Below are 20,024 nucleotides of genomic sequence, written 5' to 3' on the forward strand. Positions count from 1 at the left end.
TGTCAAGAAAATGGCAAGTGTTCGGCAACGGCCTTGTGCGAGCATGCCGTCATGTCTTCGACCATGCGGGCCTTCGTGCTCACCGGGCCGCGCCAGGGGGCCGTCCACGAGGTCCCCGTGCCGCGGGCCGACGCGGGGGAGGTCGTCGTCGACGTCGAACGGGCCGGGGTCTGCGGCACCGACGTCGAGTTCTTCACCGGGGAGATGGCCTACCTGCACCAGGGCCACGCTGCCTACCCGATGCGGCTCGGGCACGAATGGTGCGGCACCGTCTCCGCCGTCGGACCGGGCGTCGACCCCGCGTGGCTCGGGCGGCGGGTCATGGGGGACACCATGCTCGGCGACCGGACGTGCCGCCGCTGCCGGAAGGGGCACCAGCACACCTGCGAGCGACGGCAGGAGGTCGGCATCCGCGGCGGGCGGGCGGGTGCGCTGGCCGAGAAGCTCGCCGTTCCCGCCTGGTCGCTGCACGTCCTGCCCGATGCGGTCGACGCCGCGCTGGGTGCCCTGGTCGAGCCCGGAGGCAATGCCTTGCGGGCCGCGCGGGCGGCTGGGGCCGGTGCCGGCGACCGGGCCCTCGTGCTCGGCCCGGGAACGATCGGCCTGCTCACCGCGATGTTCCTGCGCGCCGCGGGCGCCGAGGTCCACCTCCTCGGCCTCGCCGGCAGCACTGGCGGTCTCGGGTTCGAGCACGTCTGGACCCGCGAGACGCTCCCCGACCTGCCTTTCGACGCGGTCGTCGACGCCACCGGTGCGCCCGATTCGCCCGCGCTGGCGCTGGACCTGGTGGAACCGGCGGGCCGGGTCGTCTACATCGGACTGTCCGGCCGTCCCAGCCTGCTCGACAGCCGCGCGCTGGTGCTGAAGGACGTCACCGCGATCGGGGTGCTGTCCGCGTCACCGGGGCTGGCGGACACCATCACCGCCTACGCCGCCGGGACCGTGGACCCGCGCCCGCTGGTCGGGGCGACCGTCGCGCTGGACCGGGTCGGCGCGGTGCTCGCCGGCGAGCGGTTCGGCGCTCCGAAGGTCCACATCGACCCGCGGCTCTAGCGCGGTGAGGCCAGCGTCGTCGGGCGGCTGCGCCCGCGCAGGGTGACGTCCTCGGTGGCCCGCCACTGGCCCGCTTCCTCCGCCGCCGCGGCCTCGACGGCCGTCCACGACGCCAGCAGACGGCCCGGTGCGTTCTTCGCCAGCTCGGTCAGCCGGGCGGCTTCGTTGACCGGGTCGCCGATCACCGTGTACTCGAACCGGCGCGGGTCGCCGACGTTGCCCGCCACCGCGTCGCCGGTCGCGACGCCGATGCCGGCCGGGCCGTCCGGCACTTCGAGCGCCAGGCGGCGGGCGATCGCGCGGCCGGCGGCCAGCGCGCACGTCGCGTGGTCGCCGAGCGGCGCCGGCGCCCCGAAGACCGCCAACGCGGCGTCGCCGACGAACTTGTTGACCAGCCCGTGGTGCCGGTCGACCTCGTCGACCACCACCGCGAAGAACCGGTTGAGCAGGCCGACGACCTCCTCGGGCGGCCGGCTCGCGGCCAGCGCCGTCGAGCCGACGAGGTCGACGAACAGCACCGACACCGTGCGGACCGTGCCGCCGAGCTCGGACGTGCGCATGGCCTCGACGGCGACCTCGTGGCCGACGTGCCGGCCGAACAGGTCGCGCATCCGTTCCCGTTCGGCCAGTCCGGCCGCCATGTCGTTGAACCCGGCCTGCAGCAGGCCCAGCTCGGTGCCGTCGTAGACCGGGATGGCCACGTCGAACTCGCCGGCCCGGACGCGGCCGAGCGCGTCGCGGACCGAGGCGATCGGGTTCACGACCGCGCGGGCGGTGAACACGGTGACCAGCAGGCCGAAGCACAGCACGACCAGGCCGAGCGCGATCACCGACACGGCGAGCTTCGTCGTCGAGACGTCGCCGCGCATCCAGGCCAGCACCGCCGTGACGACCAGCCCGGCCACCGGCACCCCGGTGCCCAGGCACCAGAACAGCAGCATCCGCAGGTTGACGCCGCCGCTGAGCGGGCGCGGCGGCGCGGTCCCGGCGAGAGCGCGGGCCGCGTACGGCCGCAGGGCGAACTCGCCGGAGAGGTAGGCGATCGCGCACACCACAACGCTCGCGAACGCGACGACGAGGAAGACGGTCAGCGCGACGGCGGGCTGCCGGAGTACGGCCAGCGCGGCGAAGACCACCGTCGCCACACCCCACAGGACGGCCTGCATGAGCGTGAGGCGCAGGGGAACGCGCAGGCTGGCGACGCGCTCGGCTTCGGTCGGCCGGCGTCGTTCGGCGGCCCAGCGCAGGGTCCGCAGCGCCCCGCGGGTGCCCCAGAGCGTGCCGGCGACGACCGCCGACACGACGTAGACCGGCACCGCGACCGCCGTGACCCGCACGAGGTCGGCGGACATGCCCGGGGCGGGCATGAGCAGCGCCGCGAGCCCGACGACCACCAGCGCGCCGATGACGTTCGTGGCGATCAGGGTGGCGGTGAGCAGGCGCTGGACCCGCCGCCGCAGTACGGTGACGTCCTGGTCGAGGGGCCCGAGCAGCCCGGAGCCGAACGGCCCGGACCGGGTGGGGATGTCGCTTCGTGAATGCACCGGTTCCCGCCGTTCGACGCGATTGAGTGAACGAATGTACACCGACGCGTCCAGGGCCTGCGAGCCGGTTCACGCCTCCGAGTGGCTGACGACTGTCCCGCCGAGCGACCTTTCGCCGTCCTTGAGCCGACGGGTGTGTACTGGGCCCGGTATGTGTTACGGTTGGTAACAGTGAACTCGGGTAACACCTGTCAAGGAGGTCGGCGATGACCAGCACCAGCGAACGCGAAGCGGGCGTGACTGAGCGCGAGACCACCGCGCGCCGGCTGCTGGACTCGGCGGAGCAGCTCTCCTACGACCCCGTCAAGGAGGTCGACTGGGAGACGCCGCTGGACACGGGCTACCACGGTGCGAGCCCCGAGTGGAGCACGCTCTACGGCACGTCCTACTGGGCCGAGATGACGCCGGAGCAGCAGCGCGAGCTGACCCGCCAGGAGGCGGCGTCGGTGGCCAGCACCGGGATCTGGTTCGAGATGATCCTGCAGCAGATGATCCTGCGGGACTTCTACGCCAAGGACCCGACCGACCCCGCGTTCCAGTGGGCGCTGACGGAGATCGCCGACGAGTGCCGGCACTCGATCATGTTCGCCCGCGGCGCGGCGAAGCTGCGCGCGCCCGCGTACCGGCCGCGCAAGTTCGTCGTCGAGGCCGGCCGGATCTTCAAGGCGACCGCGACCGGCGAGGTGGCCTACGCGGCGATCCTCGTGGCCGAAGAGGTCCTCGACGTGATGCAGCGCGACTGGATGCGGGACGAGCGCGTCGTCCCGTTCGTCCGGACCATCAACAACATCCACGTCGTCGAAGAGTCGCGCCACATGAAGTTCGCGCGCGAGGAGACCCGCCAGCGGCTCGAGGGCGCCGGCTGGGTGCGGCGGCAGGTCAACGCGCTGGTCGTCGCGATCGCGTCCTACGTCATCGTCGGCAGCATGGTCAACGGCAAGGTCTACGAGAACGCCGGGCTCGACGGCAAGCGCGGGCGCCGCGAGGCGAAGGCCAACGAGCACCACAAGTCGATGCTGCGGTCGAGCTGCTCCGGGCTGATGGAGTTCCTGCACTCCGCCGGGCTGCTCACCAAGCCCGCGCTGTGGTTCTACAAGCGCGCGAACCTGATCTGACGTCATGGCCTTCGCGATCACCCAGACCTGCTGCGCCGACGCGTCCTGCGTGTCGGTGTGCCCGGTCAACTGCATCCACCCGACGCCGGACGAGCCGGACTTCGGGCGCACCGAGATGCTCTACGTCGACCCGGCCACGTGCATCGACTGCGGCGCCTGCGCCGACGCGTGCCCGGTCGACGCGATCTTCCCGGCCGGCGACCTGACCGGGCCGCTGAAGGTCTACGAGGAGATCAACGCGGAGTACTACGCGGGCCGGGACGTGCTCGCCGAAGCGACGGCCGCCCCGAACTTCCACCGCTGGTCCCCGCCGGAGTTCGCCCGGGTCCTCCCGAGTGACTTCGCGGCGCTGGACGTCGCGGTCGTCGGCACCGGCCCGGCCGGCATGTACGCCGTCGAGGACCTGTTGCTGCACACGGGTTCCCGGGTCACGCTGATCGACCGGCTGGCCACGGCCGGCGGCCTGATCCGCTACGGCGTCGCGCCCGACCACCCGTCGACGAAGAAGATCGCCGAGACGTTCGCGCGGTTCCACGACCACCCCCGCCTGCGGCTGCGGCTCGGCACCGAGGCCGGTCCCGAGCTGGCCGACCGGCACGACGCCGTCATCTACGCGGTCGGGGCCACGGAAGCCCGTCGCCTGGACGTCCCCGGCGAAGACCTGCCCGGCAGCCTCCCGGCCGCTTCGGTGGTCGGCTGGTACAACGGCCACCCGGACATCGCGCCGGACGCCGTGGACCTCTCGGCCGAGCGCGTGGTCGTGGTGGGGACGGGCAACGTCGCCCTCGACATCGCCCGGATCCTGACGGCCTCGCCCGAATCGCTGGCCGGGACCGCGATCGCCCCCGCGGCGCTGGCCCGGCTGCGGTCGAGCAAGGTGCGCGAGGTCGTGGTGCTGGCCCGGCGCGGGCCGGAGGACGCGGCGTACACGCGGCCGGAACTGCTCGCGCTGGCGGCGCGGGGCGACCTCGTCGTGGACGCGCACGACCCGCGGATCGGTGCGGCGATCGACGCCGGGGAGGGGAAAGCCGCGTGGTTGAGCGGGCTGCCCCGCGTGGCGGTGGACTGGTCGTCGCCGCTCCCGGACGGACGGCGGATCGTGCTGCGGTTCCACTCTTCGCCGCTGGAGTTCACCGGCGACACGGAGGTCCGCGGCGTCCGCGTGACCGGCGACGTCGAGATCGTCGCCGGCCGCGTCGTGCGGGCCGCCGGGTTCCGGGGCGCGCCGGTGCCGGGACTGCCGTTCGACGCGGACACGGGGACCGTGCCGAACGTTTCCGGGCGGGTCGAGCCGGGGACCTACGTGGCGGGCTGGATCAAGCGCGGCCCGTCGGGCGGGATCGGCGCCAACAAGGCGTGCGCCCGGGAGACCGTGGGCGCGCTGCTGGACGACGCGGTCGCCGGTCGGCTGCGGACCCGGCGGCGCGGGCTGCTCCGCCGCTGAGCCGGTCCGGTCAGGGCCGGTGGCTGGTGTGGGTGAATTCCACAGTGGACAGCATCGAGGTGTCCGAAGGGCTTGTCCGCTTCCGGCCGAAGGCCAGGACCTTCGCGGGCTCGACCGCGAACACCGCGACGTCGTCGTGGCCGCCCTGCCGGAACCCCTCGTCGGTCGTCTCGTAGACCCAGCTGCCGTCCCACTTGGCCAGCCAGGCTTCGGCGAGACGCTCCAGCGTCGGGCGGTCCGTGACGCGCCGGGCGACGCCCTCGACCACCACGTCCAGGGCGTCGTCCCACGAGTCGCGGCCGGTGGTCAGCACGACGTTCGGGTTAGCGGTCAGGTTGAGGTACTTCTGCTCGGTCTTGCCGGTGCTGAAGTGGAGGGCACCGTCGAGCCACACCGCGACCAGCGGAGTCACGTGCGGCCGGCCGTCGGCGCGCACCGTCGTGAGCCAGCTGATCTGGGCGTTTTCGAGTGCGTGGACCGTTTCGGCCCAGCGGGTGGCCTCGGTGCCGGGGTCGCTGAACCGTTCGTCGAGCCGGGTTTCCATCGTCACTCCGTTCGGTTGGCCGCTATCCGGCCAGCCGGTGCAGGACGGCGGCCGCCAGCGCGGTGCGTTCCATCATCCCCTCTACACTGATGTGCTCGTGGCGGGCGTGCGCGCCGTCGCCGACCGCGCCGAAGCCGTCCAGGACCGGGTGGCCCAGCGCCGCCACGAAGTTGCCGTCGCTGGCGCCGCCGACCGAGCACTCCCGCAGCGTGACGCCCAGTTCCGCGGCCTCCTCGCGGGCCAGCTCGTACAGCCGTGCGATGGCTTCCGACCGTTCCATCACCGGCCGGTTCCAGCCACCGGTCACCTCGACCTTCGCCCGGGAGTCGTGCGCCGCGAGCGCCGCCAGGCCCGCGTCGATGCGGGCCGCCTCGGCCGCGCTGGACACGCGGACGTCGATCTCGCCGGACGCCGCGCCCGCGATCACGTTCTGGCGGGTGCCCCCGGTGATCACGCCGACGTTCACCGTGGTGCCGGCGTCCGGATCGGACAGTCCGTGCAGTGCGAGGATCGCCCGCGCCAGCTCGTCGATCGCGCTCGCACCCTTCGCCGGGTCGAGCCCGGCGTGCGCCTCGACGCCCGTCGTGTGCACCCGGAACAGGCCGACGCCCTTGCGTGCGGTCTTCACCGCGCCGTCGGCGCTCGCCTCGAACACCAGCGTCGCGCGCGTCCCCGCGGCGGCCTCCTCGATCACCGGACGGGACGCGGGGCTGCCGATCTCCTCGTCGCCGTTGAGCACGAGCCGCACGGCCGGGCGCGGCAGCCCGGCCGCGTCGAGCGCGCGCAACGCCCACACCGCGTGCACCAGACCCGACTTCATGTCGAAGATGCCGGGCCCGGTCGCGCGGTCACCGTCCACAGTGAACGGCCATGCGGCGAGTGTGCCCAGCGGCCACACCGTGTCGTAGTGGCAGAGCAGGAGCACCGGCTCGCCGGCGCCGGGGAAGTCGTAGACCTTGATGTCGCCGTACCGCCCGCCGTCGACGTCCCGGACGTTCCCGGGTGCGCCGAGCCGCTCGCGCAGCCAGCCGTCCACCCAGGACAGTCCGCGGTCCAAAGCGGACTTGTCGTCGCTGGGTGTCTCGATGCCGACGTAGGTCGCGACGTCGTCGAGGAGTTCGTCGCGGTGCGTGCGCACCCACTCGTGCAGTTCGCGGATCACAGCGCTCGCTCCAGTTCGCTCAGGTGGTCTTCGGACATCGCGGCGGCGCCGGTCTCGACGTCACGCAGCCTCGTCAGCATCGCACGCAGCAAGGGGACGTCCGCCGTCGCGAGCACGGGCGCGTAGTGGTGGTGGACCTCGACCGGGCGGTGCCGGACGGCGATGTCGCGCCAGATGCCGCTGCGGTCCTTGGGCTGGGTCCGCAGCCACGCGACCAGGCGGTCGGTGGCCGCGTCGCGCCCGGTCGCGCCCGGCAGGTAGGCGGCCGGGTCGAACTGGTCGAACGGCTCCAGCGTGCGATCGCCGGCCGCGGCGAACACCTCCGCGGTGAGCGCGTGCATGAGCGGCCGGTGCCGGTCGATCAGATCGGCCATCGGCGCGTCGGCCAGCGCCGTCGTGGTGAGCATCGCGCCGAAGCCGAGCTTCGCCCACAGGTAGCCCTCGACGTTGGCGGTCGCCTTCGCCGGCCCCCACGCCTGCAGATCCGCGACGACCTCTTCGACGCGGTCGGTGATCCGGCCGTCGGGCTCGCCGACGACCAGCGCGCCGAGGCCGCCGTCCCGCACGACGCCGGGCTCGACGACGTCGGCGAAGAGGTTCACGAACGCCCCGACCGTCCTTTCCGGACCGACGTGCGAGGCGATCAGGCTTTCGTTGAGCCCGTTCTGCAGTGAGACGACGAAGCCGTCGTTCGCCAGTCGCGGGGTGAGCCACGGCAGCACTGTCTCGGTTGCCTGGGCCTTGACGGCCAGCAGGACCCGGCCGAGCACCGGCGGGGCGTCGTCCGGGAGGAAGGCGGGCAGGTCGACCGTCTCGTCGCCGTCGGGGCGGCGCAGGGTGAGGCCGCGGTCCGCGATCGCCGCCACGTGCGCCGGGTCGGCGTCCACGATGGACACCGGGTGCCCGGCCCGCGCGAGGTGGAACGCGAGTGTCCCGCCGATCGCGCCGCCGCCGACCACGGTGTACGAGCGCCGGTCAGACATGTGCTTCCTCTCCTTGTTGCACGGCGGTCTCCCCGGCCCAGTGCAAGGGAAGGCCGGCCGCGCCCGCGGTCGAACCGCCGTCGACGCGCAGGACGGCACCGGAGATCCAGCCGGCTTCGGGACCGGCGAGCCAGAACACCGCGTCGGCGATCTCGCGCGGCTCGCCGCGCCGGCCGAGCGGGTTGACCGACACCGCCGCCGCGTAGGCCTCGGTGACCGGGTTCGCGTCGCTGTCCACGGTGACGAAGCCCGGGCTCACGGCGTTCACGCGGATACCGTGCGGGCCCAGCTCGACCGCGCACGCCTTGGTGACCATCTCCAGCGCGGCCTTCGACGTCGCGTAGTGCGCGGCCCCGGGGCGGGCCCGGGTCGCCGCGCCGGAGGAGATGTTGACGACCGCGCCGGTGGTCCCGGCCTTGGCGTGCGCGCGTCCGAAAGCGACAGTGGTGAGCAGCGCGGCCCGCACGTTGACGTCCTGCACGCGGTCCCAGATCGCCGCGGTCATGTCGAGCAGGGGAGTGGCGGGGTAGATCCCGGCGGCGTTGACCAGGACGTCGACCGCCCCGGCCCGGTCGACGAGCCCTTCGGCGTAGTCCGCGTCGGCGAGGTCGCCGGGCAGTTCGACGACCTCACCGGGCAACCGGGCCGCCACTGTGGACAGTTCCGCCGCGCGAAGGTCGGACAGGACGAGACGGTCTCCCGGCGCGGCGAACCGGGCCGCGATCGCGGCGCCGATGCCACCGCCGGCGCCGGTGACGAGCACGGTCCGCACTACAGCACCTTCCCCTTCGTCTCCGGCATGGTGAGGTAGACCGCGACGCCGATGAGCGCGGCGGCCGCGACGTAGACCCACACGAGGTTGCCGAGGTGGTTCGCGTTCAGCCAGGTCGTGACGTACGGCGCGGTCCCGCCGAAGATCGCCACGGCGAGCGCGTACGGCAGGCCGATGCCGGTGGTGCGGACCTCCGGCGGGAACTGCTCGGCCATGATCACCGCGCAGTTCGCCGAGTACCCGACGATCAGGACCAGCCCGATCAGCTCGATGACGAACACGCTCCAGAAGCTGTTGCCCAGGAAGTGGAACGCGGGCCAGGCGAACACCACGAACCCGCCGGCGAAGATCGTCATCGTCGGCTTGCGCCCGAGCCGGTCGGACAGCAGGCCGCCGAAGGGCAGCAGCGCGATGAACACGACCATGGCGAGGGTGTTGGCCAGCAGCGCCGTCTTCAGCGGGATGCCGGTGGCCAGGTGGGCGTAGGCCGGCATGTAGGAGACCCACACGTAGTAGATCAGCGTCCCGGCGATGGTGACGCCGGCGACGCGCAGCGCGGCCTTCGGGTGGTCGCGCAGCATCGCGACGACCGGGTTGCGCCGCGGCTTCGCGGCGATCTTGGTGAACGCCTCGGTCTCCTGCACCGAGACCCGCAGCCACAGGCCGACCAGGCCGAGCAGCCCGGCGAGGCCGAACGCGAGCCGCCAGCCCCAGCCGCGCAGGTCGGCGTCGGACAGCGTCGAGTTGAGGATCGTCCCCATCAGCGCGGCGAGCAGCGAGCCGAGACCGACCGAGACCTGCTGCCAGGATCCGGCGAACGCGCGGCGTCCGGGCGCGGCCGACTCGATGAGGAACGCCGACGACGAGCCGAACTCGCCACCCGCGGAGAAGCCCTGCACGAGCCGGGCCAGCAGCAGCACGATCGGGGCCAGCACGCCGATCGCGGAGTACGTCGGGCAGACCGCGATGACGATCGACGCTCCGGCCATCAGCGAGATGGTGAGCGTCAGGCCCTTCTTGCGGCCCCTCCGGTCGGCGTACGCGCCGAGCACGGCGCCGCCGATCGGCCGCATGACGAACCCGACGGCGAAGACGGCCAAAGTGGACAGCAGGGCCGTGGTCTCGTTGCCACCGGCGAAGAACTGGCCGGCGAAGACCGGGGCGAACGTGGCGTAGACGGCCCAGTCGACCCATTCGACGGTGTTGCCGACGGCGCCGGCGACGATCGCCTTGCGCTGCCGCGCCGTCAAGCGGTGGCTGACGACGGTGTCCACAGTGGTCATGACCGCTCCTTCAGGACGTGGTCGACGATCTGGGCGTGCGTGGCGAACCAGACGCCGTCGTGGCCGGAGATGTGGTCGAGGAGGTCCGCCAGGATCGCGATCCGCGAGCGGTGGCCGATGATGTGCGGGTGCATGGTCAGCTGGAAGATGCCGCCGTCGGCGAGGGCGGCGTCGAACTCGTCGAGCCAGATCGAGAGGACTCCGCGCGGCGGGGTGTAGGGCCGCAGCGAGGCGAACCGGTCCATCATGAAGTACGGCGCGTCGTCGCGGATCCACTCGACCGGCAGCTCGACGACGCCGGTGGGCTCACCGTTTTCGATCAGCTCGTAGCAGTCGTCGTCGGCCATCAGCGACGAGTCGTACTTCAGGCCCAGCTCGCGCGTGATGGCGAGGGTGTGCGCGGAGAAGTCCCAGGACGGCGTCCGGATCCCGACCGGCCGGGTGCCCGCGAGACGTTCCAGGACGTCGGCGGCGCGGAAGGCGAGGTCGCGCTCCTCGGTCTGGGTGAGCGCGGTGTTGCGTTCGTGGATCCAGCCGTGCAGCGCGACTTCGTGGCCGTCGTCCACATAGGACTTGACTTCACCGTCGTGCAGCAGCGCGGACACGGCGGGCATGAAGAACGACGCGGGCGCGTCGTGCTGCCGCAGCAGCTTCAGGATGCGCGGCACGCCGACGCGGGCGCCGTACTCGCCCTGGGCCATCTTGCCGGGCAGGACGTCGCCGTCGCGCAGGGCGGGCGTCTCGTGGTCGGAGTCGAAGGACAGGGCCACGGCGACCTTCGCGCCGCCGGGCCACGACGCCGGGCGCAGCGCGCGTCCGGCGCGGACGTGCTCGACGTGTCCGCGCCACGTCTGTTCGTCCCACTGCCACGGTTGTTCCGTCATGCGTCCTCCAAGCTGGCGGCGGGCGTCGGGGCCCACGCGCGCTTGAGCGTCGAAACCTGCAGGGTCACGTCGGCCTCCCGGAGCCCGGGCAGCGCGCCGACGACGTCGGTGGTGTGGCGGTAGAGCTCCCCGTAGTGGCGCAGCACGATCTGGCCGACGAGGTTGAAGCGGCCGGTGGTGGCGCTGAGGTACTTCGTCCCGGGGTGGGCGGCGAGCTGCTGCCCGGCGCGGTCGAGCTCGCCGGGGACGACCGAGAGCCAGAGCATGAACTCGAGCGCGTAGCCGAACATCGCGGGCTCGGCGAGCGTCCGGAACCGCAGACAGCCCCGGCGTACCAGCGAATCGACCCGGCGGGCCACCGTGGACTCGCTGGTGCCGACCTGTTTGGACACTTCCTTGAAGGGTGCCCGCCCGTCCTCGCCGAGGACGGCGCAGATCGCGAGGTCGAGCTCGTCGAGCTGCTCGGGCGGACGCTCCCAGTGCTGCTCCTCGAACGGACGGACGTCGCCGCCGCGCAGCTCCTTCGCGGTCTCGGGGCTCAGTTCGCCGGAGTCCCAGTCGTGGTTGGAGGTGAAGGTCCGCATGACGGCGAAGGTCTCGGCGTCCCGGATCGCTTCGGCGGCGGGGAAACCGTTCTCCTGCAAGGCGGCGATGTCGGCGTAGGACGGCAGGACGAACTCGGCGGAGCAGTCGGCGCTCCCGGCGAGCACGGTCGCGTACCGGACGTCGGGCCGGGCGGCGAGGGCATCGGCGACGGCGGCGGCCGCACCGGGGCGGCACTTCAGCCGGGCGATGACGGGCACGCCGAGGCCGCACCGGAGCACGTCGACGACCCCGATGACCCGGAGCCGGCCGCTCTCGGTGAGCTTTTCGGCCCGCCGGAGGACGGTGGACTCACTGGCGCTCACGTGCCGGGCGATGGCGCCCCAGGACGCCCGGCCGTTGAGCTGGAGCGCGGCGACGATGCGGCGGTCCAGTTCGGTCGCTTTGCCTTCGATCTGCACAGGAGGCATCCTGCGTGCAGGAAAACGTCAAGTCAAGGGGTGGTGATGCAAGAAAGCTGCAAAGCCCGGATCAGTCCGTCGAGAAGACGGGGGTCGAAGCCGCGAAGGCGTCGGCCGCCGCGAGGTCGAACTCGCCGTGGTCGCTGCCCAGGCCCTGGGCCACCAGCCCGGCCGCCGCGCAGCCGAGCACCGCGGCCTCCCGCAGTGAACGGCCCAGGCCGACGCCGCGCAGGAAGCCGGCCGAAAACGCGTCGCCGCAGCCCGTCGTGTCGAGCACCGGTACCTCGAACGCCGGCACCGCGATCGTCTCCTCGGGTGTCACCACCAACGCCCCGCGCTCGCCCCGCGTGACCGCGACGCACCCGACTCCGCGCTCCAGCAACGCTCGGGCGCCGTCCTCCAGCGAGACCGCGCTCGTCAACCCCAGGACCTGCTCTTCGTTCGGCAGCAGGTAGTCCAAAGAGGACAGGGCGGGGTCGATCCAGGCGAGCACTCCCGGGTCGCCGGGCGCCAGCAGGTCCGCCGACGTCACGACCCCGGCCAAGCGCGCCGGCACCAGGATCGAAGCCGCCGCGGCGCCACCCATCAGCTCCGGCCCGCCCAGGTGCAGGTGCGTCGCGCGGGAAATCTCGGCCAGGGGAGCCTCCGACGGCTCGTACCCCAGGTTCGCCCCCGGCACGTGGAACGCGGGCCGGCTGCCGTCGGGGCGGATCGGGAGCACCGACGCCGACGTCTGCACGCCCGGGCGTCGCAGGACCATCGACGTGTCGATGCCGTACTGGCCGAGCATCGACAGCAGCAGGTCGCCGATCGGGTCGTCGCCGACCGCGCCGGCGGAGCGGACCCAGGCGCCGAGCTTCGCCAAGGTCACCGCGGTGCCCGCGGCCGTCCCCGCCGGGCCGAACCGGATCTGCTCCACCAGCGTCGCGCCCTGGCCCGCCGGGATGGCCTCGACCGGCCGGACCTGCACGTCGAACACGTGCGCGCCGAGCGTCACGACGGTCTGGGTCATCGGCCCTCCAGCCGCCGCGGCCGGCCGTACCCGCGCTGCACGGCCGCGGTCACGACGGCTTCCTGCTGTAACTCGTCGAGTTCGCGGGGCGCGCCGAGCGCCGCCGCCCGCACGTACAGGCCGCACGCCCACTCCAGCAGCAGCGCGTTGTCCATCGCCGCGTCCAGCGTCGGGCCGTGGGCGATCGCGCCGTGGTTGGCCAGCAGCGCGGCCGCCTTGCCCTCGAGCGCCGCGAGCGTGCCCGCGGCCAGCTCCGACGAGCCGAACACCGCGAACGGCGCCACCCGGACCGCGCCGCCCAGCGCGAGCTGCTGGTAGTGCACGCAGGGGAGCTCGTCGAGCACCAGCGACACCGCGGTGGCCTGCGGCGAGTGCGTGTGCACCACCGCGCCCGCGTCGTAGCGCCGGTAGATCCCCAGGTGCAGCTCCAGTTCCGAGGTCGGCGCCAGCTCACCCGCCACGACCTCGCCGTCCAGGTCGACGACGGTCACGTCGTCCGGTGTGGCCGCGCCCAGCACGATCCCCATCGCGGTCACCGCCACGTGCTCGCCGGCCCGGACGCTGACGTTGCCCGCGGTGCCGATCAGCAGGCCCTCGCCGGCCAGGCCGTTGCTGGCGCGGGCCACCGCCCGCCGCGCGTCGTCGAGTACGGAACTTCCCACTGCCATGGCCCGAGGCTAGAATAAATGCGAATCAAAGTCACGTTCAGGTTTGGGGTGGTGGATGCCGCAGCGGGTACCGCGTCAGGCCCGGGCCCGGGAGAAGCTGGCCCGGGTGCTCGAGGCCGCCGACCGCCTGCTCGCCGAGGAGGGCGTCGAGGCGCTCACGACGACCCGCGTCGCCGCCGCGGCCGGCGTTTCCGTCGGCGCGCTTTACCAGTACCTGCCGGACCGCGACGCCATCACCGAGGCGCTGGCCGACGGCTATCTCGCCCGCCTCGAAGACCTCATGACCGCCTTCGCCGACCAAGCAGCGAAGGAGACCTGGGACGACCCCGTCGGCCTGCTGGTCGACGCGTTCGCCGCGCTCTACCGCGCCGAACCCGGGTTCCGTGCCCTGTGGCTGGGCCGCGGGCTCACCCAGGCGACGCGCGAAGCCGACGTCGCGCACAAGCGCGTGATGGCCGCCGGGGTGCACCGCGTGCTCGTCGCGCAGGGCCTGCTCCGCGACGACGCCGAGGCCGCGACGGCTTGCCGCACCGCGTTCCTCGCCGCCGACGCGGTGATCCAGGAGGCGTTCCGCACCGATCCCAACGGCGCCGACGCGCTGCTCGACCCGCTGAAAGCGATGCTGCGGGCTTACCTGGAGCGGCTCGTCTAGGCTCGCGGGCATGCCCGACACGCAGTACGAAGACCTGCTCCGCCACGTCCTCGACACCGGAGCCCGCAAGGCGGACCGCACCGGCACGGGCACGCGGTCGATCTTCGGGCACCAGCTGCGCTACCGCCTGGCCGACGGGTTCCCGCTGGTCACGACGAAGAAGGTCCACTTCCGGTCGGTCGCGTACGAGCTGCTGTGGTTCCTGCGCGGCGATGGCAACGTCGAGTGGCTCCAGGAGAACGGCGTCACGATCTGGGACGAGTGGGCGGCCCCGGACGGCGGCCTCGGCCCGGTGTACGGCGTCCAGTGGCGGTCGTGGCCGACCCCGGACGGCGGGCACATCGACCAGATCGCCGAGGTGCTGCGCACGCTGCGCGAGAACCCGGACTCGCGGCGCATCATCGTGTCGGCGTGGAACGTCGCCGACATCCCGCGGATGGCGCTGCCGCCGTGCCACGCGTTCTTCCAGTTCTACGTCGCCGACGGAGAGCTGTCCTGCCAGCTGTACCAGCGCAGCGCGGACCTGTTCCTCGGCGTGCCGTTCAACATCGCGAGCTACGCGCTGCTGACGCACATGATCGCCGCCCAGGTGGGTCTCGCGGTCGGCGACTTCGTGTGGACCGGCGGCGACTGCCACATCTACGACAACCACGAGGAGCAGGTCCGCAGGCAGCTGGCCCGCGACGCACGGCCGTTCCCGACGTTGAGCTTGAAGGAGGCGGACAGCCTCTTCGACTACACGTACGACGACATCGCGCTGGACGGGTACGACCCGCACCCGGGCATCAAGGCCCCGGTGGCGGTGTGATCGGCCTGGTCTGGGCGCAGTCGTCGAACGGAGTCATCGGCCGCGATGGAACGCTGCCGTGGCACCTTCCGGAGGATCTGAAGCACTTCCGGACGCTGACCGCGGGCGCGACGGTCCTGATGGGACGGCGCACGTGGGAGTCGTTGCCGCCCCGGTTCCGGCCGTTGCCGGGGCGGCGCAATCTGGTGCTGTCGCGGACGGCTCAGGAGGGCGTGGAGACGTTTTCCGACTTGACCGCGGCGGTCGAGGCGGTGTCGGGTGACGTGTGGGTGATCGGCGGTGCGGCGGTTTATGGGGCGGTGCTGCCGTTTGCGGATCGGATCGTGGTGACGGAGATCCGGGAGACCTTCGAGGGTGACACGCGGGCGCCTGAGGTGGGTCGTGTGCCGGACTCCGTGGGGGAGTGGCAGGAGTCTTCGGGTGGGCTGCACTATCGGTTTCTGAGCTGGGGTTGAGCCTGGCTCGGGACTGCTGACGCGGTGACTGGGCGGGGTGCCGTCGAGGGTTCGGCCACAAGAGAGGGCGCGGGCTCGTTTGACCACCGTCTCGGCGGCGGACTTCGGGACGTCGGCGAGGTGCTCGAAAAGCCTTGCGGCAGAACGGTATCCGAACAACCCCATGACACCGCGCGACTCGATCTCGACCAGCCGCGAACCAGGCGCCAACCGACTTTCCTCCCTTGACGCCCAACCCCAGGAGGTCAACAATTCACCCGTACCACAGAATGTTAACGCTAACACACTCGACGACGAAGTCGGAGCGATGCCATGAAGCTGCGCCAAGCGATGCCGGTGCTCCTGCTACTAGCCGGAACGCTCCTGGGAACCAGCACCGCAAACGCAGCCGAAGCCCCGACGACACCCCCCGCCATGGGCTGGGCCTCCTGGAACTCCTTCGCCGCCAAGATCGACTACAACGTCATCAAAACCCAAGCCGACGCCCTGGTGTCGAACGGCCTGAAAGACGCCGGCTACACCTACGTCAACATCGACGAAGGCTGGTGGCAGGGCACCCGCGACAGCGCCGGGAACATCACCGTCGACGAGACCGAATGGCCCGGCGGCATGCAGGCGATCGCGGACTACCTGCACGGCAAAGGCCTGAAAGCCGGCATCTACACCGACGCCGGACGGGACGGCTGCGGCTACTACTTCCCGACCGGCCGCCCCGCGGCGCCCGGCTCCGGGAGTGAAGGCCACTACCTGCAGGACATGGTGCAGTTCCAGCGCTGGGGCTTCGACTTCGTCAAGGTCGACTGGTGCGGTGGTGACGCCGAAGGCCTCGACCCGGCGAGCACCTACCGCGCGATCAGCGACGCCAACAAGGCCGCTACCGCGCAGACCGGGCGCACGCTCACGCTGTCGATCTGTGACTGGGGCAAGAAGAACCCGTGGAACTGGGGCGCCGGCACCGCTCCGATGTGGCGTACCAGTACGGACATCATCTACTACGGCCAGACCGCGACCCTCCCGCAGGCGCTGACCAACTTCGACCAGGCTCAGCACCCCGTCTCGCAGCACACCGGGTACGTCAACGACCCCGACATGCTCACCGTCGGCATGCCCGGGCTGACCGCCGCGCAGGGCCGGACCGAAATGGGCATGTGGGCGGTCTCCGGCGCGCCGCTGCTCGCCGGCAACAACCTCGCGACGATGACCGCGGAAACGGCGAACATCCTGAAGAACCGGGAGGTCATCGCCGTCGACCAGGACGCACGCGGGTTGCAAGGCGTCAAGGTCGCCGAAGACGCCGCCGGGCTCCAGGTCTACGGCAAGGTTTTGAGCGGCGCCGGCAAACGCGCGGTGCTGCTGCTCAACCGGACGTCTTCGGCGGCGACGATGACCGCGCGCTGGACCGACCTGGGGCTCACCCCGAGCGAAGCGAAGGTGCGGAACCTCTGGGCCGCCGCCGACAAAGGCAGCTACGCCACCGGGTACAGCGTGAGCGTCCCGGCCAACGACTCGGTGCTGCTGACCGTCCAGGGCACCGACGTCGCACAGTCGAGCGGGACCACCGCGGCCGCCACGGGGCTGGCCGTCGCGACCTTCACCTACAGCGCGACCACCTCGCAGACGTCCACGCTCGCGGTGAACGGCCAGCAGCCCACCGTCGTCGCCTTCCCGGCGACCGGGGGAGTGGCCAAGACCGTCTCCGCCGTCGTCTCGCTGGGCAAAGGCGCGAACACCCTGACGTTCGGCGGCGCCCAGCCGCAGCCGACCAAAGTCTCCATCCTGCCCCTGCCCGGGACCGCCGGCGTCCAGGTGGCCGGCACGCAGTCGAACCGCTGCCTCGACGTCGACGACAACAGCATCGCCAACGGCGTCCGGACCCAGCTGTGGGACTGCGCCGCGGGACCCAACCAGACGTGGACGCCGGCACGCGGGCAGCTCGTCGTCAACGGCACCAAATGCCTGGACGCCTACGACAACGGGACGACGAACGGCACCGCCGTCGTCATCTGGGACTGCAACGGCCAGCGCAACCAGCAATGGACCCTGAACGCGAACGGCACCATCACCAACGCGCTATCCGGGCTGTGCCTGGACGCGAGCGGCGCCGGCACCGCGAACGCCACGAAGATCATCCTCTGGGCCTGTGGCGGCGGGGCCAACCAGCAGTGGACCCGGCGGTGACCTACGCGGTCGAGTCGCGGATCACCAGCCGGCACGGCCGCGTGTGCCGGCCGGGTGACGGCGAGCCGTTGATCGCCGCCAGCAGCAGGTCGGCGGCGGTCCGCCCGAGCGCCTCCAGCTCCATGTCGACGCTCGTCAGCGGCGGCTGGCAGGCCAGCGCCATGACGTCCCAGTTGTCGAAGCCGACCAGCGCGACGTCGTCGGGGACGCGGCGCCCGGCCGCCTGCAGCGCGTCGGCGACGCCGCGGGCGATCTGGTCGCTGCCGCAGAACACGGCGTCGAACGGGGAACCCGCGCCGAGCAGCATCCGCACCGCCTGGCGGCCCCACGCCTCGCTCCACTCGCCGAACATCGGCGCGGCGACCAGCTCCAGGCCGTCCGAGGCGAGCCGCTCGACGGCCGCGGTGGCGCGCACGGTCGCGGAGTTGTGGTGCTCGGGGCCGGTGACGTGGGCGATGCGCCGCCGTCCGGTGGCCAGGAGGTGCTCGACGGCCTTGCGGGCGCCACCCGCCTCGTCCGGCACCACGGAACAGTCGTGCGGGTCGGCCGAGTTGATGAACGCGTACACGACGGGGATGGGCAGGGCCGCGCCGATCGGCGGCCGGGCCTGGGTCCGGCGGCCGGTGACGATGATGCCGTCGACGCGGCGCGACAGCAGCGTGCGCAGGTAGTACTGCTCGCGGATCGGGTCGTCGCGGGCGTCGCAGAGGAATACCGACATCTCGCCGGCGCCCAGCGCGTCCTCCGCGCCCATCATCAGCGGGATGCTGAACCGGCCGATGGTGTCGGTGGTGATCATGCCGACGGTGTAGGTGCGGCCCGAGTTGAGCGTGACGGCCGCGCGGTTGGGCTGGAAGCCCAGCTGCTCGGCCGCGGACAGCACGCGCTGCCGGGTCTCCGCGCGCAGCGACCCGCGGCCGTTGAGCGCCTTCGACGCGGTGCCGACCGAGACGCCGGCCAGCAGCGCGACCTCGCTGATCGTGGCCGGCTTGGTCACGTTTCCGGGAGTTTCCGAAAGTTTCCTCGGGGGCATGGTGGAACAGTACCTCCCCTGCGGCGAAATGGGTGCTTGACGTGCCTGTGTGAGGAGCATAACTTGATTCGGCAACCGGTTTCCGAATTTTCCTCTTCCAGGTTCACAGGTGGCGGCCTCCCGTTAGGAGAGTCGATGACTTCGCACATCCGAACCAGGGTCGTGGCCGCAGTCGCGGGCGTGCTCGTCCTCGCGGCCTGCCAGAGCGGGCCGGCCGGGCCGGCGGCGGGGGACACCGCCGGCGTCGACGACGGCACCACGATCACCATGTGGACCCGGTCGCCGACGGCCACCTTCAGCCAGACGCTGATCGACGCCTACAACGCGAGCCACAAGAACAAGGTCAAGCTGACCGTCTTCCCGGCCGACTCCTACCAGCAGAAAGTCGGTACGGCGGCCGGTGCGCGGCAGCTGCCGGACCTGCTGGCCGCCGACGTCGTCTACGCGCCGAACTACGCGGCCAAAGGCCTGTTCCTCGACCTCACCGACCGCGTGAACCAGCTGCAGTTCAAGGGTTCCCTCGCCCCGGCGCACATGAAGGCGGCGACCTTCGAGGGCAAGCACTACGCGGTGCCGCACGACATCGACCTGTCCGCGGTGTTCTACAACAAGGTCCTCTTCACCCGCGCCGGGCTCGACCCCGCGAAGCCACCGGCCACGCTGGACGAGCTCGCCGCGGCCGCCCGCAAGATCGCCGCGCTCGGCGGGGACGTCAAGGGCTACTTCTTCGGCGGCGCCTGCCCGGGCTGCCAGCTGTTCACCACCTGGCCGATGATCTGGGCCTCCGGCGGCACGGTGCTCAACGACCAGGGCACCGCGGCGACGCTCGACAGCCCGCAGGCCGCGCAGGTCTACTCGTGGCAGCGGCAGCTCTACACCGACGGGATCGTGCCCACCTCGGCGAAGAACGAGTCCGGGCCGACGTGGACCCAGCCGTTCCTCGATGGCAAGATCGGCATCCAGCCGATGGGCGCGACCGCGCTGCAGGGCATCAAGGAAGGACCCGGCCTGCAGGTCGGCGTCGCCCCGATCCCCGGCCTGACCGGCGGCAGCTCGTCGTTCGTCGGCGGGGACGTCGTCGGGATCGGCAGCAACAGCGCGCACGCCGCGGCCGCGTGGGACTTCATCGCCTGGACGCTGTCCGACCAGGCCCAGGTCGACGTCGTGGCGAAGAGCAAGAACATCACCGTCCGCTCCGACCTCGCCGACAACACCTACGCGAAGCAGGACCCGCGGCTCGGCGTGTTCAACCGGCTCGCCGGCCAGGGCCAGACGCCGATCTCGGTCAACTTCGGCAAGACGTTCAACGACACCAACGGTCCCTGGACGCAGACGGTGATCGACGCGGTGTTCGGCGGTGGTGACGTCGGCTCGATCCTGAAGCAGCACAACGCGGCCGTCACCGAATCCCTCGCCGGCGGCAGCTGACG

Annotated in this window: 19 protein-coding genes; 8 read left to right on the plus strand and 11 right to left on the minus strand. The window is 71.9% G+C overall.

What is annotated here, in order from left to right; genetic code table 11:
- The first annotated feature begins 51 nt into the window (after positions 1-51).
- Positions 52-1,053, plus strand: coding sequence for a zinc-dependent alcohol dehydrogenase (locus tag ACZ7OU_RS28500; RefSeq protein ID WP_470257486.1), 1,002 nt, complete (start codon positions 52-54; stop codon positions 1,051-1,053).
- Here ACZ7OU_RS28500 and ACZ7OU_RS28505 read toward each other — a convergent pair.
- A complete protein-coding gene (locus ACZ7OU_RS28505) occupies positions 1,050-2,597 on the minus strand; it encodes an adenylate/guanylate cyclase domain-containing protein (RefSeq protein ID WP_470257487.1) in 1,548 nt (515 codons plus the stop codon). The two genes, ACZ7OU_RS28500 and ACZ7OU_RS28505, sit on opposite strands and share 4 nt — an antisense overlap.
- Positions 2,598-2,803: 206 nt before the next feature.
- On the opposite strand from ACZ7OU_RS28505, the gene ACZ7OU_RS28510 reads away from it, so the two are divergent.
- Together ACZ7OU_RS28510 and ACZ7OU_RS28515 are read left to right on the plus strand one after the other, a co-directional pair.
- Positions 2,804-3,712 (plus strand): AurF N-oxygenase family protein, encoded by a 909-nt coding sequence (locus tag ACZ7OU_RS28510; RefSeq protein WP_470257488.1) that lies wholly within the window; start codon positions 2,804-2,806, stop codon positions 3,710-3,712.
- 4 nt (positions 3,713-3,716) lie between these two features.
- A complete protein-coding gene (locus ACZ7OU_RS28515; RefSeq protein ID WP_470257489.1) occupies positions 3,717-5,156 on the plus strand; it encodes an FAD-dependent oxidoreductase in 1,440 nt (479 codons plus the stop codon).
- A 10-nt stretch (positions 5,157-5,166) separates the two neighbouring features.
- Here ACZ7OU_RS28515 and ACZ7OU_RS28520 read toward each other — a convergent pair whose 3' ends face one another.
- From ACZ7OU_RS28520 to ACZ7OU_RS28560, 9 genes are all read right to left on the minus strand, one after another.
- Positions 5,167-5,700: a pyridoxamine 5'-phosphate oxidase family protein gene (locus ACZ7OU_RS28520; RefSeq protein ID WP_470257490.1), complete on the minus strand. Its 534-nt coding sequence runs from the start codon at positions 5,698-5,700 to the stop codon at positions 5,167-5,169.
- A gap of 22 nt (positions 5,701-5,722) precedes the next feature.
- Entirely contained in the window at positions 5,723-6,862 is a 1,140-nt protein-coding gene (locus tag ACZ7OU_RS28525; protein ID WP_470257491.1) for a M20 family metallopeptidase, read from the minus strand.
- The gene (locus ACZ7OU_RS28530; RefSeq protein ID WP_470257492.1) at positions 6,859-7,845 is read right to left on the minus strand and encodes a ketopantoate reductase family protein; all 987 of its coding nucleotides are present in this window, start codon (positions 7,843-7,845) and stop codon (positions 6,859-6,861) included. The genes ACZ7OU_RS28525 and ACZ7OU_RS28530 overlap by 4 nt, the downstream gene beginning before the upstream one ends.
- Positions 7,838-8,617, minus strand: a complete 780-nt coding sequence (locus ACZ7OU_RS28535) for an SDR family NAD(P)-dependent oxidoreductase (RefSeq protein ID WP_470257493.1) — start codon at positions 8,615-8,617, stop codon at positions 7,838-7,840. The genes ACZ7OU_RS28530 and ACZ7OU_RS28535 overlap by 8 nt, the downstream gene beginning before the upstream one ends.
- A complete protein-coding gene (locus ACZ7OU_RS28540) occupies positions 8,617-9,900 on the minus strand; it encodes an MFS transporter (RefSeq protein WP_470236992.1) in 1,284 nt (427 codons plus the stop codon). Before ACZ7OU_RS28540 ends, ACZ7OU_RS28535 begins: the two co-directional genes overlap by 1 nt.
- Positions 9,897-10,784: a polysaccharide deacetylase family protein gene (locus ACZ7OU_RS28545; RefSeq protein ID WP_470236991.1), complete on the minus strand. Its 888-nt coding sequence runs from the start codon at positions 10,782-10,784 to the stop codon at positions 9,897-9,899. Before ACZ7OU_RS28545 ends, ACZ7OU_RS28540 begins: the two co-directional genes overlap by 4 nt.
- The gene (locus tag ACZ7OU_RS28550) at positions 10,781-11,788 is read right to left on the minus strand and encodes an Lrp/AsnC family transcriptional regulator (protein ID WP_470257494.1); all 1,008 of its coding nucleotides are present in this window, start codon (positions 11,786-11,788) and stop codon (positions 10,781-10,783) included. The genes ACZ7OU_RS28545 and ACZ7OU_RS28550 overlap by 4 nt, the downstream gene beginning before the upstream one ends.
- 70 nt (positions 11,789-11,858) lie before the next feature.
- Entirely contained in the window at positions 11,859-12,800 is a 942-nt protein-coding gene (locus tag ACZ7OU_RS28555) for a carbohydrate kinase family protein (RefSeq protein ID WP_470257495.1), read from the minus strand.
- Positions 12,797-13,468, minus strand: coding sequence for a class II aldolase/adducin family protein (locus ACZ7OU_RS28560; protein ID WP_470257496.1), 672 nt, complete (start codon positions 13,466-13,468; stop codon positions 12,797-12,799). The genes ACZ7OU_RS28555 and ACZ7OU_RS28560 overlap by 4 nt, the downstream gene beginning before the upstream one ends.
- A gap of 55 nt (positions 13,469-13,523) precedes the next feature.
- Here ACZ7OU_RS28560 and ACZ7OU_RS28565 point away from each other — a divergent pair, with 55 nt between their 5' ends.
- The 4 genes from ACZ7OU_RS28565 to ACZ7OU_RS28580 all read left to right on the plus strand — a co-directional run bounded on the left by ACZ7OU_RS28565 (position 13,524) and on the right by ACZ7OU_RS28580 (position 17,561).
- The gene (locus ACZ7OU_RS28565) at positions 13,524-14,120 is read left to right on the plus strand and encodes a TetR family transcriptional regulator (protein WP_470257497.1); all 597 of its coding nucleotides are present in this window, start codon (positions 13,524-13,526) and stop codon (positions 14,118-14,120) included.
- 10 nt (positions 14,121-14,130) lie between these two features.
- Positions 14,131-14,928: a thymidylate synthase gene (locus tag ACZ7OU_RS28570; RefSeq protein WP_470236986.1), complete on the plus strand. Its 798-nt coding sequence runs from the start codon at positions 14,131-14,133 to the stop codon at positions 14,926-14,928.
- The gene (locus ACZ7OU_RS28575; protein ID WP_470257498.1) at positions 14,925-15,383 is read left to right on the plus strand and encodes a dihydrofolate reductase; all 459 of its coding nucleotides are present in this window, start codon (positions 14,925-14,927) and stop codon (positions 15,381-15,383) included. The genes ACZ7OU_RS28570 and ACZ7OU_RS28575 overlap by 4 nt, the downstream gene beginning before the upstream one ends.
- A 312-nt stretch (positions 15,384-15,695) precedes the next feature.
- Positions 15,696-17,561 carry an RICIN domain-containing protein gene (locus ACZ7OU_RS28580; protein WP_470257499.1) on the plus strand — a complete coding sequence of 622 codons (1,866 nt, stop codon included), beginning with the start codon at positions 15,696-15,698 and terminating at the stop codon, positions 17,559-17,561.
- 1 nt (position 17,562) lies between these two features.
- Here ACZ7OU_RS28580 and ACZ7OU_RS28585 read toward each other — a convergent pair whose 3' ends face one another.
- Positions 17,563-18,558 carry a LacI family DNA-binding transcriptional regulator gene (locus tag ACZ7OU_RS28585; protein ID WP_470257500.1) on the minus strand — a complete coding sequence of 332 codons (996 nt, stop codon included), beginning with the start codon at positions 18,556-18,558 and terminating at the stop codon, positions 17,563-17,565.
- A 171-nt stretch (positions 18,559-18,729) separates the two neighbouring features.
- On the opposite strand from ACZ7OU_RS28585, the gene ACZ7OU_RS28590 reads away from it, so the two are divergent.
- The gene (locus ACZ7OU_RS28590) at positions 18,730-20,022 is read left to right on the plus strand and encodes an ABC transporter substrate-binding protein (RefSeq protein WP_470257501.1); all 1,293 of its coding nucleotides are present in this window, start codon (positions 18,730-18,732) and stop codon (positions 20,020-20,022) included.
- Positions 20,023-20,024 lie beyond the last annotated feature (2 nt).

This window comes from Amycolatopsis sp. NPDC114505 (genome assembly GCF_055633615.1).